The following is a 15,399-nucleotide window of genomic DNA, read 5'->3' as shown; positions in this document are numbered from 1 at the left end:
CACTTACGCGAAGCTCTTCGCGTAGCCCTCGACCACCGACTTCAGCTTGGCGGCGGTGTCGTCGGAGAGATCGCGGCTGTCGCGGATCGCGTTGAGGATCTCGGCGTTCTTGCCGCGCAGCAACGACAGCAGACCGTCCTCGAACGCGCGCACCTTGTTGAGCGGGAGCGGATCGAGATAGCCGTTGGTGCCGGCCCAGATCACACAGACCTGCTCTTCCATCTTCAGCGGCGCGAACTGCGGCTGCTTCAGGAGTTCGGTCAGGCGCGAACCGCGGTTGAGCAGGCGCTGGGTCGAGGCGTCGAGATCGGAGCCGAACTGCGCGAATGCCGCCATTTCGCGGTACTGCGCGAGCTCGCCCTTGATCTTGCCGGCGACCTTCTTGGTGGCCTTGGTCTGCGCCGACGAGCCGACGCGCGACACCGACAGACCGACGTTCACCGCGGGACGGATGCCCTGGAAGAACAGGTCGGTTTCCAGGAAGATCTGGCCGTCGGTGATCGAGATGACGTTGGTCGGAATGTAGGCCGACACGTCGTTGGCCTGGGTTTCGATGACCGGCAGCGCCGTCAGCGAGCCCGAGCCCTGGTCCTTGTTCAGCTTCGCCGCGCGCTCGAGCAGACGGGAGTGCAGATAGAACACGTCGCCCGGATAGGCTTCGCGGCCCGGCGGGCGGCGCAGCAGCAGCGACATCTGGCGATAGGCGACGGCCTGCTTGGACAGATCGTCATAAATGATGACGGCGTGCATGCCGTTGTCGCGGAAGTACTCGCCCATGGTGCAGCCGGTGAACGGCGCGATGTACTGCATCGGCGCCGGGTCCGAAGCGGTGGCGGCGATGATGATCGAATATTCCAGCGCGCCCTGCTCTTCCAGCACCTTCACGAACTGGGCGACGGTCGAACGCTTCTGGCCGATCGCGACGTAGACGCAATACAGCTTGATGTTCTCGTCCGGCTGCGCGTTGAGCGGCTTCTGATTCAGAATGGTGTCGAGCGCGATCGCGGTCTTGCCGGTCTGACGGTCGCCGATGATCAGCTCGCGCTGGCCACGGCCGATCGGGATCAGGGCGTCGATCGCCTTGAGGCCGGTCGCCATCGGCTCGTTCACCGACTTGCGCGGAATGATGCCGGGCGCCTTGACGTCGACGCGCATGCGCTTGTCGGCCTGGATCGGGCCCTTGCCGTCGATCGGGTTGCCCAGCGCGTCGACGACGCGGCCGAGCAGGCCCTTGCCGACCGGCGCGTCCACGATGGCGCGGGTGCGCTTGACGGTCTGGCCTTCCTTGATCTCGCGGTCGGCGCCGAAAATAACGACACCGACGTTGTCGGTTTCGAGGTTCAGCGCCATGCCGCGGGTGCCGTTCTCGAACTCGACCATTTCACCGGCCTGGACGTTGTCCAGACCATAGACGCGGGCAATACCGTCGCCGACGGACAGCACCTGTCCGACTTCGGAGACTTCAGCTTCCTGGCCGAAATTCTTGATCTGGTCCTTGAGGATCGCGGAAATTTCCGCGGCGCGGATGTCCATCAGCCTGCCTCTTTCATCGCGTGCTTGATCGAATTGAGTTTGGTGCGAAGCGAACTATCGATCATGCGGCTGCCAAGCTTGACCACGAGGCCACCGATGATCGAGGGATCGACCTTCACGTTGAGCGCGACGTCCTTGCCGGTCACCGACTTCAGGGCAACCTTGAGGGCGTCGAGATTCTTGTCCGACAGCGCTTCCGCCACGGTGACTTCGGCCGTCGTCTCGCCTTTGAACCTGGCGACGAGGGCGCGATAGGCGCGAATGACGTCGGCCACCGCGAACAGGCGGCGGTTGGCGGTCAGGACCTTCAGGAAATTGGCGGAGATGCCGGCGATGCCCGCCTTGTCCAGCACGGCCGAGAGGGCCCTGGACTGGGTATCGGCCGCGAACACCGGGCTGCGGACGAGGCGCTTCAGATCGGCGCTTTCGTTCAGCAAACCCTCGAATTTATCGAGATCGGCCTTGACCTTGTCGACCACATTCTGGTCGCGGGCCAGTTCAAACAAGGCCGTTGCATAACGGCCCGACACACCGGAAACGGACGTATCTTCTGCAGCCACAGACGCGCTCTTTTTGCTGTCAAACTCGCAAGGGAAAAACCGTCGCCACAAAGCGGCGCCAAGCGATCCAAGCCCTTGGAATTCAAGCGGGACTTCGATTTTCGGCCGACACGGGAGGTGCCGGGTCCGTTAAAATCGCGGCTTTGCTAACATAGCAGGCGCGCACGTGCAACATGACGCCAAATTAAAGGCACGACCTTCTGTCGCCAGTTCGTCGCAGCCGACGGCGCCGCGCTAGCGGCCTGCCACGTCGCGGAATGACGCGCCCCCTCTCGGCGGCTTCTCGACCATTCGTTCCTGCCCTCAGCGCATAGCGGCCATGAACACGGATCGCTGAGGCGTGAATCCGGCGTGACCCGCAACCTCCCCTGAATACTTTCCCAATTCTAAACGCGAAGTATAATTGCTTCGTTTTACAGTATTCGTAAGTAATGAATTGGTTAAAGAATTGTTAAAGCAAAGGGCTACGGAACATTGGCTGCAATATCGATGCCAGTCACAAGATATGTCATGACGACATAGAATGGAATTACTGCCCAATTCACGCCTCATTGCGAATCGAAACGCGATCCCGCTCACAAACTGATGGGGGCTCCTCTTGCCACACATGTGGCAATACTAGCTTAGGGACCACAAATGCTGTCTTTGATGACGCTGGGCACCGTGACCCGGCCACGCACGGCGATTGCTTTCGTTGCCGCAACTCTTCTCGTCGGTGGAACTGCCACCGAAGCCTCTGCCAAATCCCGGCATCACCGGCACTCTCACCATCATCACCGCCACCACGTCCAGAACGATGCCAACACGACCTCCGATTGGCGCAACGCCAACGCGTCGATGACGCCGTCGTCGGGCACGGGTCGCAGCTTCTCCGGCATGGCCTCCTATTATGGCAACGAGTCCGGTAGCCGGACTGCATCGGGCCAGCGCTTCAACCAGAACGCCATGACCGCAGCGCACCGCTCGCTGCCGTTCGGCACCAAGCTGCGCGTCACCCATGGCGGCCAGAGCGTGATCGTCACCATCAATGACCGTGGCCCGTTCATTCGCGGCCGCGTCCTCGACCTCTCCACTGGCGCTGCCCGCGCCATCGGCCTCACCGGCGCCGGCGTCGGCCGCGTCACTGCGGAAGTGGTCTCCTAAGGCGCCACCAGCGCCTCACCGACAAAGCGCAGATCTCGCCATCGTCCGCATGGACTTGTGAGCGGCGGGATCAGCGCAGGTGAAGCAAGCCCGTTGTCTTGGGGGACAGCGGGCTTTTTGTTTGCCCCGTCATTGCGAGGCATGATCCGTAGCCCGGATGGAGCCTAGCGAAATCCGGGGTCTTTGTAGGCGGATCGACTTGTCCCGGATTGCGCTGCGCTCCATCCGGACTACAGGCTTTTTGTTGTCGTCATTCCGGGGCGATGCGTAGCATCGAGCCCGGAATCTATCAGGCCGCAGAGTTGGTGGATGAATGGATTCCGGGTTCACGCTTCGCGTGCCCCGGAATGACAGGGAACTACAAAAAGCTCTGCGGATCGACGTCCACTTCGAGCTTTTGATTGCCCTTCGGCTTCGGACACACCGCCAGCCAGTTGCGCAGATAGTCCGACAGATCGAATCCGCGCGCCGATTTCACCAGGATGCGGAAACGGTAGCGGCCCTTGATCACGGCGAGCGGAGCCTCCGCCGGTCCCAGCACCACGACGCGCTCGTCGCGCGGTGCGAGCGCAACGAGGCGGCGGCCCAGACCTTCGGCGCTCGGACGGTCGCCTGCCGAAATGATCAGGCTCGCGAGCCGGCCGAACGGCGGATAGAGCGTGCGCTCGCGCAGATCGATCTCGCTGTCGTAGAAGGCCTCGCGGTCGCAGGCGATCAGCGCCTTCATCACGGGATGGTCGGGCTGGTGGGTCTGGAGATAGCCGACGCCGCGGCCCTGCTCGCGCCCGGCGCGGCCGATCACCTGGTTGAGCAACTGCCAGGTGCGTTCCGACGCGCGCGGATCGCCGTTGGACAGGCCCAGATCCGCATCGACCACGCCGACGAGATTGAGCCGCGGAAAGTTGTGGCCCTTGGCGACGAGCTGCGTGCCGATGATGATGTCGACGCGGCCCTCCGCGATCTCGGCAAGCTCGGAGCGCATCGTCTCGATCGAGGTGATGAGATCGCTCGACAGCACCATGGTGCGCGCCTCGGGGAACAGCGCGGCCGCCTCCTCCTGCAAGCGCTCGACGCCCGGCCCGACCGCGACCAGCGATTCCTCCGCCGCGCAATGCGGGCAGGTCTGCGGCCGCGGCATCGAGAAGCCGCAATGGTGGCAGACCAGCCGCTGGCGGAAGCGGTGATCGACCAGCCAGGCATCGCAGATGGTGCAGGCGAAGCGATGGCCGCAGGCACGGCACAGCGTCAGCGGCGCATAGCCGCGGCGATTGAGGAACAGCAGCGCCTGCTCGCGCTTTTCAATCGCTTTTCTGATCTCGGAAGCGAGCCGCGGCGAGATGAAGCGGCCGCGCGCCGGCGGCTCGCGGCGCATGTCGATGGCCTCGATATGCGGCATGTGCTGGCCGCCGAAGCGCGAGGGCAGCGCGATGCGCTGATAGCGGCTCTTGCGCGCATTGACCTCGGATTCGACCGACGGCGTGGCGGAGGCCAGCACGATCGGGATCTTTGCGACATGCGCGCGGACCACCGCCATGTCGCGGGCGTGATAATGCACGCCCTCGTCCTGCTTGTAGGCCTGGTCGTGCTCTTCATCGACCACGATGAGGCCGAGATTGGCGTAAGGCAGAAACAGCGCCGAGCGCGCGCCGACCACGACCGGCGCACTGCCGTCGGAGATCGCGGCCCAATTGCGCGCGCGGGTGCGCGGCGTCAGCTCGGAGTGCCATTCGATCGGACGCACGCCAAAGCGCTGCGCGAAGCGGTCGAGGAACTGGCCGGTCAGCGCGATCTCCGGCATCAGGATCAGCGATTGTTTGCCGCGACGGATCGCTTCCGCAACCGCCTCGAAATAGACCTCGGTCTTGCCCGAACCGGTGACGCCGTCGAGCAGCGCGACGTGGAACGTGCCGTTGGCCGCGAGCGCGCGCATCGTGTCGGCAGCGCTGCGCTGGAGCGGTGAAAAATCCGGACGGCCAAATTCCGGATCGGGCGCCGGCGGCGGCGGAGGCGGCGGCATCGGCTCGACCGTGAGGGTGCCTTCGTCGACGAGGCCGTCGATCACGCCGGCCGAGACGCCGGCTTCCTTGGCGGCCTCGGACTTGCCGTGCAGCAGCCGGTCCGACAGCACCTCGATCACGCGCTGCCGCGCCGGCGTCAGCCGCCGCGGCGGATCGCCGACCAGGCGCACGCCGGCGCGCACCCGCTCCGGGCCGAGATTCTCGCCCATGCGCAGGCACATCCGCAGCACCATGCCGCGCGGGCTCAGCGTGTAGTTGGCGACCCAGTCGACGACCGAGCGCAGCTCAGGCTTCAGCGGAGGAAGATCGAGCTTTTCGCTGACCTCCTTGAGCCGGTTGTGCAGGCGCGGATCGGGATTGGCGTTTTCCGCCCAGACCACGGCCAGCACTTCGCGGGGCCCGAGCGGCACGCCGACGAGATCGCCCGCCTTCAGCTCCATTCCGCGCGGCACCTTGTAGGAATAGGTCTGGTCGAGCGCGACCGGCACCAGCACGTCGACCATGCGGGTCGCGTTGGCGGGGGTGGTCGTGCTGCGCGACGAATGATCCATCAATGGTCTTTGGAGGGAGAATCGGAACCTTGGGGCCTTGAAGCTAACGCCCCCGGGCGGCCTTAGCGATCAGTAAACGGGTGTGATGCGATATACTGAGTGGAATCAATACGTCCAGAGCGCATGAGCAAAGCCGCGGCCCCCCCAATCGAGCTCGCCAGCGCCGATCCCTCGATCGCGCAGGAGATGACGCGCTGGCTGTCGCATCTCGGCGCCGAGCGGCGGCTGTCGCCGAAGACGCTGGAGGCCTATGGCCGCGATCTGCGGCAATGCCTGGATTTCCTCAGCAATCATTGGGGCGAGCGCGTGACGCTGTCGCGCTTTGCCGCGCTGGAAGCCACCGACATCCGCGCCTTCATGGCGATGCGCCGCGCCGACGACATCGCCGGCCGCTCGCTGATGCGCGCGCTGGCGGGCCTGCGCTCGTTCGGCCGCTTCCTCGAACGCGAAGGCAAGGGCAAGGTCGGCGCACTCTCGGCGATCCGCGCGCCCAAGGTGGCCAAGACTTTGCCGAAGCCGCTGCCGATGGCATCCGCAAAACGTCTCGCCGATGCTGACGAGCGCGCCGGCGAGGAACGCGAGACATGGGTTCTGGCCCGCGACGCCGCGGTGATGGCGCTCTTGTATGGCTCGGGCCTGCGCATCTCCGAAGCGCTGGGGTTGAAGCGCCGCGAGGTGCCACGGCCCGGCGAGGGCGACGTGCTGATCGTGACCGGCAAAGGCAACAAGACCCGCATGGTGCCGGTGCTGCAGAACGTGCTCGCGCTCGTGCAGGAATACGTTGCGATGTGCCCCTATCCGCTACCGGCGGAAGGCCCGATCTTCCTCGGCGCGCGCGGCGGTCCCTTGAGCCCGCGCATCATCCAGCTCGCGATGGAGCGGCTGCGCGGCGCGCTCGGCCTGCCCGACAGTGCGACGCCGCATGCGCTGCGACACTCCTTCGCCACGCATCTGCTGTCGCGTGGCGGCGACCTGCGCGCGATCCAGGAATTGCTCGGCCATTCCTCGCTCTCGACGACGCAGATCTATACCGGCATCGATTCGGAGCGGCTGCTCGAAGTCTATGCGAGCGCGCATCCGCGGCGGTGAAAATCATTTCCGGGTATTTCCGGACTGCCTTATTCGCGGAATCCGGCGGTGCAGCGGTGGCGAAATTTGGGCGACGTCCGCCTTGATGGACAAGATTTAAGGTTGCGCGCGCAGGTGGAATGCTACGCTCTGTCACAGACAGCGCGTCCGGCCCGTTATGGCCGGCCGCCATCGTCGTGACGGGGCTTCGATGAAGAAGAAATCTCCTGTGGTCTTCATGACCATGCTGGCGTGTCTGGCTGCGCTGATGCCGACCAGCGCCTACGCCTATCTCGATCCTGGTACGGGCGCGTTCGCGGTGCAGAGCCTGATCGCGGCCATTGCCGGCGGCCTGATTGCGGTTCGCGCCTATGGACGGCGGATCCTGGGATTGTTCAGGCGTTCGAAGGCTCCCCCGGAGCGCTGGCCCAAGGACTCCTAGGGCAATGGCCATTCGTGATCCCGGCTCATTCCGCGATCCCACCGGCACCATCTTCTCGTCCGGCGACACGATCCTGCGCTCCGTCAACGGCGAGGCCGCGCAGAATTTCGCGCGTCTCAAATCATCCGGCGCCTATGACGATTTGACCAGCCGCGGATGGATCATCGGGGCGGACGAGGCCGATGCGGCGCTGCTTGCGGAGGTGCCGGCGCCGGCGCGGGGCGGACGCGTCCTCGTCCACCCGAGACTGCCGTTCATCTCCTATCCCTATGAATGGCCCTTCGCGCTGCTCAAGCGCGCCGCGCTGTTGCACCTCGACGTGCAGCTGCACGCACTCGATTTCGGTTTCGCGCTGTCCGATGCGAGCGCCTACAATGTTCAGTTCGCAGGCCACCGTCCGGTCTTCATCGACATCCCCTCCTTCGTCCCGTACCAGGACGGCGACTACTGGACCGGCCAGCGCCAGTTCATCGAGCAGTTCGTCAATCCGCTGCTGCTGCGTGCGCTGTTCGGGATTGCGCACAATGCCTGGTATCGCGGCGCGCTCGAGGGCATCGCGAGCAGCGACATCGTCGCGCTGCTCGGCCGGTTCAGACGCTGGCTCGCCCCTGATATCCTGACCAACATCACGCTGCCGGACCTGCTGCAGCGACGCGCGCGGCACGCGCCTGATACGGCCACCCGCCCGGTGAGGCCGCTGCCCAGGGCTGCGCTGAAACTGGTGCTGCAGCGGCTGCATGGCTGGATTTCGAAGCTGACGCCGAAGGCGATCGCGCCGACGGAATGGCAGCGCTACGAGATCGGCAATGTGTCCTATGCCGGCGACGAAGAGCGCCGGAAGCAGGATTTCGTCGCGGACTTCGCCCGCCGCCGTCTGCCCGCCTGCGCCTGGGACATCGGCTGCAACACCGGCCGTTACGCCGAGGCGCTGCTGGCGAACGGGGCGGGATCGGTGGTCGGCTTCGACAGCGACCTCGACGCGCTGGAGGGGGCGGCATCGCGCGCGTCCGCCGGAAACCTCAACTTCCTGCCGCTGTTCTCTGACGCGGCAAACCCGAGCCCCGCGCAGGGCTGGGCCGAGGCAGAGCGGTCCGGCCTGACCTCGCGGCGCAATGCCGACGCCGTCATAGCGCTGGCGCTGGTGCATCACCTCGCGATCGGCCGCAACGTGCCGCTGCCGTTTGTCGTGGAATGGCTGGTCGGCCTCGCGCCACGCGGCGTGATCGAATTCGTGCCGAAGCCGGATCCGATGGTCCAGCGCATGCTGCGGCTGCGGCGCGACATCTTCGAGGATTACGACAGTGCGCAATTCGAGCAGGCGCTCGGTCGTCACGCCCGGATCGTGCAGCGGCTCGAACTCGCGGCCGGCGGCCGCACGCTGTACGAATTCGAACGCGTTGCGGGCTAGCCACGATGCGCCCTCAGGACGATCACTGGCTTCTCCTGCGATCGCTGCTCGCGGCCGCGATCCTGTCGACGTTGGCCTTGCTCGATTTCTACGCCGGGAATATCACGGCGCTCGCCGGCCCCTCGCGGGTGCTGCACTATGCCGCCGGCACATTGGCGATCACGGCCATGCTGGCCGCCGGCCTCAAGATCCTGCTGCGGAGGCTGCCGCTCTGGCGCATCCTGCTTGCATCGGGATTGATGATGTTCGTCTTCTTCGCCTACGACATCGACCTGATCCAGCGCGAACTGAAAGCACATCTCGGCCAACTGGCGCCACTGGTCTGGGTGCTGGTGACATTGGGCAGCCTCATCGTGACACTCGGCACGATCCGCAATCGCGCGGCTGTGTCGATCGCGCTGGTTCTGTCGATCGCATTTGCGGCGCCGTCGATCGCGCGAATTGCGACATTCGCGATGCGTGGCTCCCGCGCGCACGCCACTGGTTCTGATACGAGCGGGACGCGCGAGCGATTTGCGCTCTCGCCAAACATCTACTGGATCGTGCTCGACGGGTATCCGCGGCAGGACGTGCTCGCCGAGGATTTCAACTTCGACAACAGCGACTTCATCCGGTCGCTGCGCGGGCTAGACTTCGCCGTGCTGGGCAAGAGCCGCTCCAATTTCCCGGCCACCGTCAATTCGATTTCCAGCACGGCCGGCTTCGACTACACTGTTGAGGGCGAAGGCGAGGCACTTCGGCCGCTGCCGTTGCAGGAGATGCAGGCGCGCGTCAAAGGCAAGAACAGCACCGTGGCTCGCCTGAAGTCGGCGGGCTACACCTATGTGCATTTCGAGAACGGCTACGACTATCTGACCGAATGCGCGCCGGACGAGCCGCGATGCGTGCGCGGCCATCTGGGGCTCGACGAGCTCGACATCGCGATCCTCTCCAACACCCCGATCATCGACCTGATCGTGCAGCACCGCCAGTCGATGCCGTTCGCATGGGGCGGCGTCGACGATCTCGATGCGAAGCTGGGCACCATCCGCGCGATGCCCGCGCCGTTCTTTCTCTATGCCCATGTCCTGGCGCCGCACCCGCCGATCCGTTTCCGGTCGGATTGCAGCTTTCGCCCGGCCGATTCGGATCTCCAGCTCTGGCGCCCGGAAGCGCGGCCGGCCTTCATCGAGCAGCTCACTTGCGTCAACTCACAGACGCTGGCGCTTCTCCATGAGATCACGCGAGCCGACCCAGGCGCGCTGATCGTGCTCCAGTCGGATCATGGCACGGCCTTTCGCGGCCAATTCCAGAAGCCGGCGACGGCATGGACGGACGAGGATCTGCACGAACGGTTCGGCGCCCTGAACGCGATGCGATTGCCCCACCCCTGTCGCGCCATGGCGGCCGATGACCTGACGCTGGTCGATACGTTTCCGCTGGTGCTCTCCTGCCTGTCCGGCGCGGCGTTCGAGCCGCATCATCCACGCTTTTTCGTAACGCCGTATGACAGCGATACGGATTTCGGCCGTGCGATCGAATATCCGTCCGAACGCGTGAGATAGACCCCGGCCATCGCGACGACGGGATGCCGCGAACGCGGCTTTGAGCTTGGCGCTTGCGTCCGGCAACGCATTCGGTCAATCGTAGCGCGCCGCAGCAGGAGGGGAATCATGAGCGCACATGAAAGCATGGAGCATGCCGAGCACGCCGAGCACGCGTCCGGCTCGAACAAGAAGATCGCCCTTCTGATTGCCGTGCTGGCGCTGTTCCTGGCGATCTCCGAGACGCTCGGCAAGGGCGCCCAGACCGAATCGATCAGCAAGAACGTCGAGGCCGCCAACCTCTGGGCGTTCTTCCAGGCCAAGACCATCCGCCGCACCGTGGTGCTGACCGCATCCGAGCAGGGCAAGCTCACGCTCGCTGCCACCACTGACGAGGCCCTGAAGCCGGTGGTGCAGAAGCAGGTCGAGGACTGGACCAAGACCGCGGCGCGCTACCGCTCCGAGCCCGAGACCGGCGAAGGCACCGAGCAGCTCGCCGAGAAGGCCAAGCACGCCGAGCACGAGCGCGACGAGGCGACCGCGAAGTACCATCACTTCGAGCTGGCGTCCGCCGCCTTCCAGATCGGCATCGTGCTGGCCTCGGCCACCATCATCACCGGCATGATCGCGCTCGCTTATGTCGGCGGCGTCCTGACGCTGGCCGGCCTCCTCATGACCGCGCTCGGCCTGTGGTGGCCGCATCTGCTGCATCTGCATTAGGGAATTGAGACACTTCGCGACGCTGCTAATTCCGTCATCCTGAGGTGCGAGAAGCGCAGTGCATCAGCACTGCGCTTGAAGCCTCGAAGGATGAACGGCCGAGATGCAGCCGGGCCGTCGCCCTTCGAGGGCCGCTGAAGAAGCGGCCACCTCAGGGTGACGGTGAAAGACTGATTGTGCCGACGCTCACCGCGCCTGGTGCACGCTTTTGCGAAAGCGCTGGATCAGGCGGAGCGTGCGGGCGGACCAGCCTTCGCCATTGCCGGCGATCAGCTCACGGATGCGGTGCTTGATCGGGTCGACCAGCTCGGCGGCCTTGGCGCGCAGCTTCATCACGAGATCGTAGAGCCGCTCGAACCAGTGCATCTCCATCAGCTTGTCGCGCGTCACGTCGAACACAAAGGCGGTGACACCGACGCCGAGCAGCTTTGCGAACAGAAACGTGGAGACGCCGGTCAGCCAGTATTCATGCGTGAGCAGATACAGGCCGATCAGCTTGAGCGGAAACAGCGGGATGATCGGCACCGCGAACACGATCAGCGTCATGGCCGGCGGCAGCGCATCGACGCGCTCGGTCAGCCATTGTTTGAAACGTGCGAGCGGGATGGCTGCGACAACCCGCGCGACGATCGGCTCGAGATGGTCCCACAGCCAGGCTTCGATCAGGAAGATGATCGCCAGCAGGACCCAGACCGGTTGAAGTAGGCGGCGCAGCATGTGTTTCCCGCCCGATTCGGCTAGGCGCGTCGCCTACATATGGATGGCCCGCTTGCCCACCGCAAGCGCGGCTTCCTTGATGGCCTCCGAGCGGGTCGGATGCGCGTGGCAGGTGCGCGCGAGATCTTCCGCGCTGCCGCCGAACTCCATGAGAACGCAGGCTTCATGGATCATTTCGCCGGCTTCACGGCCGATAATGTGCACGCCGAGCACGCGATCGGTCTTCGCATCTGCGAGAATCTTCACGAAGCCGTCGGTGGTCTGATTGACCTTGGAGCGGCCGTTGGCGGTAAAGGGAAACTTCCCGACGGTATACGCCTGACCCGCCTGCTTCAGCTCCTCCTCGGTCTTGCCGACGGAGGATACTTCCGGCGTGGTATACACGACGCCTGGGATAACGTCGTAGTTCACGTGGCCGGCCTGCCCTGCGATGATCTCCGCAACGGCTACGCCTTCATCCTCGGCCTTGTGCGCGAGCATGGGGCCTGCGACGACGTCGCCGATGGCATAGACGCCCTTCACGCTGGTGGCGAAATGCGGATCGATCTGCACGCGGCCGCGATTGTCGAGCGCCACACCGGCTTCCTTCAGGCCGAGCCCATCGGTGTACGGCACGCGGCCGATGCAGACCAGTACGACGTCGGCGTCCAGCGTCTCGGCAGCGCCGCCGGCGGCGGGCTCGATGGTCACCTTCAGCGACTTGCCAGAGGTGTCGACGGCCGTGACCTTGGCGCCGAGCTTGAACGCAAAGCCCTGCTTTTCCAGGATGCGCTGGAATTGCTTGGCGATTTCGCCGTCCATGCCGGGCAGAATGCGATCGAGGAATTCGACGACGACGACTTCAGCGCCGAGCCGCTTCCACACCGAGCCGAGCTCGAGGCCGATCACGCCGGCGCCGACGATGAGGAGCTTGCCGGGGACCTTGTCCAGCGACAGCGCGCCGGTCGACGACACGATGCGCTTCTCGTCGATCTCGATGCCTTTGAGACGCGCGATGTCGGAGCCGGTCGCGATCACGATGCTCTTGGTGTCGACCACTTGCGACTTGCCATCGGCGGACACTTCGACCTTGCCGGTGCCAAGGATCTTGCCGGAGCCCTTGAGCACGTCGACCTTGTTCTTCTTCATCAGGAATTCGACGCCCTTGACGTTGCCGTCGATGCCCTGCTGCTTGAAGTTCATCATCGCCGGAAGCTCAAGCTTCGGCGCGGAAACGGAAACGCCCATCTTGGCGAAGGAGTGCGCGGCTTCCTCGAACATTTCGGAGGCGTGCAGCAGCGCCTTCGACGGCATGCAGCCGACGTTCAGGCAGGTGCCGCCAAGCGTGGCGTTCTTTTCGACCACGGCGACCTTCATGCCGAGCTGGGCCGCGCGCACCGCGCAGACATAACCGCCCGGTCCGGTGCCGATGACGACGAGATCGTAGGTAGCCATGAGAGAAAGTCCCGTGAGTTTAGCGTGATGAGGATGTGTCAGCGTCCGCGCGGCGCGTCAGCGTCCGCCGGACACATCGAGAATGGCTGAGGTGACGTAGGAGGCCTCGTCCGACATCAGCCAGACGATGGCGTTGGCGATTTCGTCGGCGGTGCCGACGCGCTTCATCGGCACCATATGGGCCAGACGATGGGCGCGGTCGGGCTCGCCGCCGGCGGCGTGGATTTCGGTGTCGATCAGGCCGGGGCGGATGCCCGCGACGCGGATGCCTTCGCCTGCGACCTCGTAGCCGAGACCGACGGTGAAGGAATCGATCGCGCCCTTGGACGCCGCGTAGTCGACATAGGTATTCGGCGCACCAAGTCTGGCAGCGACCGATGACAGATTGACGATGACGCCGCCCTGGCCGCCGTGCTTGGTCGACATCCGCTTCACCGCTTCGCGCGCGCAGAGGATGGAGCCGGTGACGTTGACGGCCATCACGCGCCGGATGCGCTCGGCCGACATCTCGTCGACGCGCACACCGCTCTGGCCGACGATGCCGCCATTGTTGACGAGCGCACCGAGCGTGCCGAACTTGTCGGCTTGCTTGAACAGCTCCATGATGTCGCTTTCCTCGGCGACATCGCATTTCACCGCGATGGCCTTGCCATTGCTGGCCGCGATCTGGGCGACCACCTCGTCAGCGGCCGTTTTGTTGCTGGCGTAGCCGACGACGACACGGAAGCCGCGCGCGGCCGCCGCAATCGCGGTCGCCCGCCCGATGCCGCGGCTGCCGCCGGTGATGACAACGACCTTATCCGTCACGCGCGCCTCCATGGTTCGACCTGCGCCGTCGCACGATAGGGCGACGGCGCTCGCAGAGCTTCAGGGATCAGAGATCGAGCACCAGGCGTGCCGGATCTTCCAGGCTCTCCTTGACGCGAACCAGGAAGGTGACGGCTTCCTTGCCGTCGATGACGCGGTGATCGTAGGACAGCGCCAGGTACATCATTGGACGGACCTCGATCTTGCCGGCGACGACCATCGGCCGCTCCTGGATCTTGTGCATGCCGAGGATGCCGGACTGCGGCGCGTTCAGGATCGGGGTCGACATCAGCGAGCCGTAGATGCCGCCATTGGTGATCGTGAAGGTACCGCCCTGCATCTCGTCGATCTTGAGCTGGCCGTCACGGGCGCGGCGACCGAAATCGGCGATGCCCTTCTCGATGTCGGCGATCGACTTGTTGTCGCAATCGCGCACCACCGGCACGACAAGACCCTTGTCGGTGCCGACGGCGACGCCGATGTGGTAGTAGTTCTTGTAGATCAGGTCGGTGCCGTCGATCTCGGCGTTGACCGCCGGGATGTCCTTCAGCGCCTGCACGACGGCCTTGGTGAAGAAGCCCATGAAGCCGAGCTTCGAGCCGTGCTTCTTCTCGAACGCATCCTTGTAGTGGGCACGCAGCGCCATCACGTTGGTCATGTCGACCTCGTTGAAGGTCGTCAGCATGGCCGCGGTGTTCTGCACGTCCTTGAGGCGGCGCGCGATGGTCTGGCGCAGGCGGGTCATCTTGACGCGCTCTTCGCGGGCGGCGTCATCTGCCGGCGACGGCGCGCGGACCTGGACGGCGGCGGCGGGCTGGTTGACCGGGGTCGGCGCGGAGGCCGCACGCTCGATCGCGGCGAGCATGTCGCCCTTGGTGACGCGGCCATCCTTGCCGGAGCCCGGAACGGTCGAAGCGTCGATGCCGGTCTCGGCCGAGAGCTTTCGCACGGACGGGGCCAGCGGGGCGTCGGCCGGCGGCGCCTTCGCAGCAGCCGGAGCCGGCGCGGCAGCAGCTGCGGCCGGAGCAGCAGCGGCGGGCTTCGCGGGAGCAGCAGCCGGCTTGGCAGCGCCGGCACCATCCGTGATCTGGCCGAGCAGCGCGCCCACAGCAACGGTCGCGCCATCGGCGGCGATGATCTCGCTCAGCGTGCCGGCGGACGGCGCGGGGACCTCGATGGTGACCTTGTCGGTCTCGAGCTCCACCAAGGGCTCGTCGACGGCGACGGGATCGCCGGCCTTCTTGAACCAGCGGCCGATGGTGGCCTCGGTGACGGATTCGCCGAGCGTCGGCACACGAATTTCAGTCATGGTCTTTTCCTTAAGGGATCGCCGGTGCGGTCAAAAATTCGGTCGTCATCGGCCTGCGAAAGGCAAGCCATCCAGCAAGCCGGACGTTCGTACTCTGCACGGACGTCGCGACGTACTGGATGCCCCGCTCCAGTGCGCAATTGCGCACGAGGCGGGGCATGACGCA

Annotated in this window: 13 protein-coding genes; 6 read left to right on the top strand and 7 right to left on the bottom strand. The window is 65.1% G+C overall.

Annotation, left to right across the window (positions count from 1 at the left end; all coding sequences use genetic code 11):
• Positions 1-3: 3 nt before the first annotated feature.
• Together atpA and AB7008_RS02140 are read right to left on the bottom strand one after the other, a co-directional pair.
• Complete coding sequence (gene atpA, locus AB7008_RS02145; RefSeq protein ID WP_028158542.1) at positions 4-1,533, bottom strand: F0F1 ATP synthase subunit alpha; 1,530 nt, start codon at positions 1,531-1,533, stop codon at positions 4-6.
• On the bottom strand, positions 1,533-2,093 hold the full coding sequence (locus tag AB7008_RS02140) for a F0F1 ATP synthase subunit delta (protein ID WP_041960608.1): 561 nt from the start codon (positions 2,091-2,093) through the stop codon (positions 1,533-1,535). Before AB7008_RS02140 ends, atpA begins: the two co-directional genes overlap by 1 nt.
• A 636-nt stretch (positions 2,094-2,729) precedes the next feature.
• On the opposite strand from AB7008_RS02140, the gene AB7008_RS02135 reads away from it, so the two are divergent.
• Complete coding sequence (locus AB7008_RS02135) at positions 2,730-3,236, top strand: septal ring lytic transglycosylase RlpA family protein (protein ID WP_028158544.1); 507 nt, start codon at positions 2,730-2,732, stop codon at positions 3,234-3,236.
• 358 nt (positions 3,237-3,594) lie between these two features.
• Here the strand turns inward: AB7008_RS02135 and AB7008_RS02130 are convergent, their stop codons facing one another.
• The gene (locus tag AB7008_RS02130) at positions 3,595-5,805 is read right to left on the bottom strand and encodes a primosomal protein N' (RefSeq protein ID WP_041960607.1); all 2,211 of its coding nucleotides are present in this window, start codon (positions 5,803-5,805) and stop codon (positions 3,595-3,597) included.
• Between the two features lie 123 nt (positions 5,806-5,928).
• Here AB7008_RS02130 and AB7008_RS02125 point away from each other — a divergent pair, with 123 nt between their 5' ends.
• The 5 genes from AB7008_RS02125 (at position 5,929) to AB7008_RS02105 (ending at position 10,966) form a co-directional block, all read left to right on the top strand.
• On the top strand, positions 5,929-6,894 hold the full coding sequence (locus tag AB7008_RS02125) for a tyrosine recombinase XerC (RefSeq protein WP_212450931.1): 966 nt from the start codon (positions 5,929-5,931) through the stop codon (positions 6,892-6,894).
• Between the two features lie 190 nt (positions 6,895-7,084).
• Positions 7,085-7,315, top strand: coding sequence for a hypothetical protein (locus AB7008_RS02120; RefSeq protein ID WP_441258352.1), 231 nt, complete (start codon positions 7,085-7,087; stop codon positions 7,313-7,315).
• Positions 7,316-7,319: 4 nt separating this feature from the next.
• Positions 7,320-8,723: a class I SAM-dependent methyltransferase gene (locus AB7008_RS02115; RefSeq protein WP_441258351.1), complete on the top strand. Its 1,404-nt coding sequence runs from the start codon at positions 7,320-7,322 to the stop codon at positions 8,721-8,723.
• Positions 8,724-8,728: 5 nt separating this feature from the next.
• Positions 8,729-10,267 (top strand): sulfatase, encoded by a 1,539-nt coding sequence (locus AB7008_RS02110; protein ID WP_441258350.1) that lies wholly within the window; start codon positions 8,729-8,731, stop codon positions 10,265-10,267.
• Between the two features lie 108 nt (positions 10,268-10,375).
• Complete coding sequence (locus AB7008_RS02105) at positions 10,376-10,966, top strand: DUF4337 domain-containing protein (RefSeq protein ID WP_212099826.1); 591 nt, start codon at positions 10,376-10,378, stop codon at positions 10,964-10,966.
• Between the two features lie 186 nt (positions 10,967-11,152).
• Here AB7008_RS02105 and AB7008_RS02100 read toward each other — a convergent pair whose 3' ends face one another.
• Genes AB7008_RS02100 through odhB form a run of 4 tightly spaced genes read right to left on the bottom strand, consistent with a single transcriptional unit; the run spans position 11,153 to position 15,233 of the window.
• Positions 11,153-11,683 (bottom strand): hypothetical protein, encoded by a 531-nt coding sequence (locus tag AB7008_RS02100; protein WP_014490615.1) that lies wholly within the window; start codon positions 11,681-11,683, stop codon positions 11,153-11,155.
• A 33-nt stretch (positions 11,684-11,716) separates the two neighbouring features.
• Entirely contained in the window at positions 11,717-13,117 is a 1,401-nt protein-coding gene (gene lpdA / locus AB7008_RS02095) for a dihydrolipoyl dehydrogenase (protein ID WP_304492336.1), read from the bottom strand.
• 57 nt (positions 13,118-13,174) lie between these two features.
• Positions 13,175-13,936: an SDR family oxidoreductase gene (locus AB7008_RS02090; protein WP_304492335.1), complete on the bottom strand. Its 762-nt coding sequence runs from the start codon at positions 13,934-13,936 to the stop codon at positions 13,175-13,177.
• A gap of 55 nt (positions 13,937-13,991) precedes the next feature.
• Complete coding sequence (gene odhB, locus AB7008_RS02085; protein WP_028158552.1) at positions 13,992-15,233, bottom strand: 2-oxoglutarate dehydrogenase complex dihydrolipoyllysine-residue succinyltransferase; 1,242 nt, start codon at positions 15,231-15,233, stop codon at positions 13,992-13,994.
• Positions 15,234-15,399 lie beyond the last annotated feature (166 nt).

Origin of the sequence: Bradyrhizobium sp. 521_C7_N1_3, assembly GCF_052075975.1 — a bacterium.
GTDB lineage: Bacteria > Pseudomonadota > Alphaproteobacteria > Rhizobiales > Xanthobacteraceae > Bradyrhizobium > Bradyrhizobium japonicum.
Note: the sequence above shows the minus strand (reverse complement) of the source record. Positions and strands in the feature narration are given on the sequence as shown.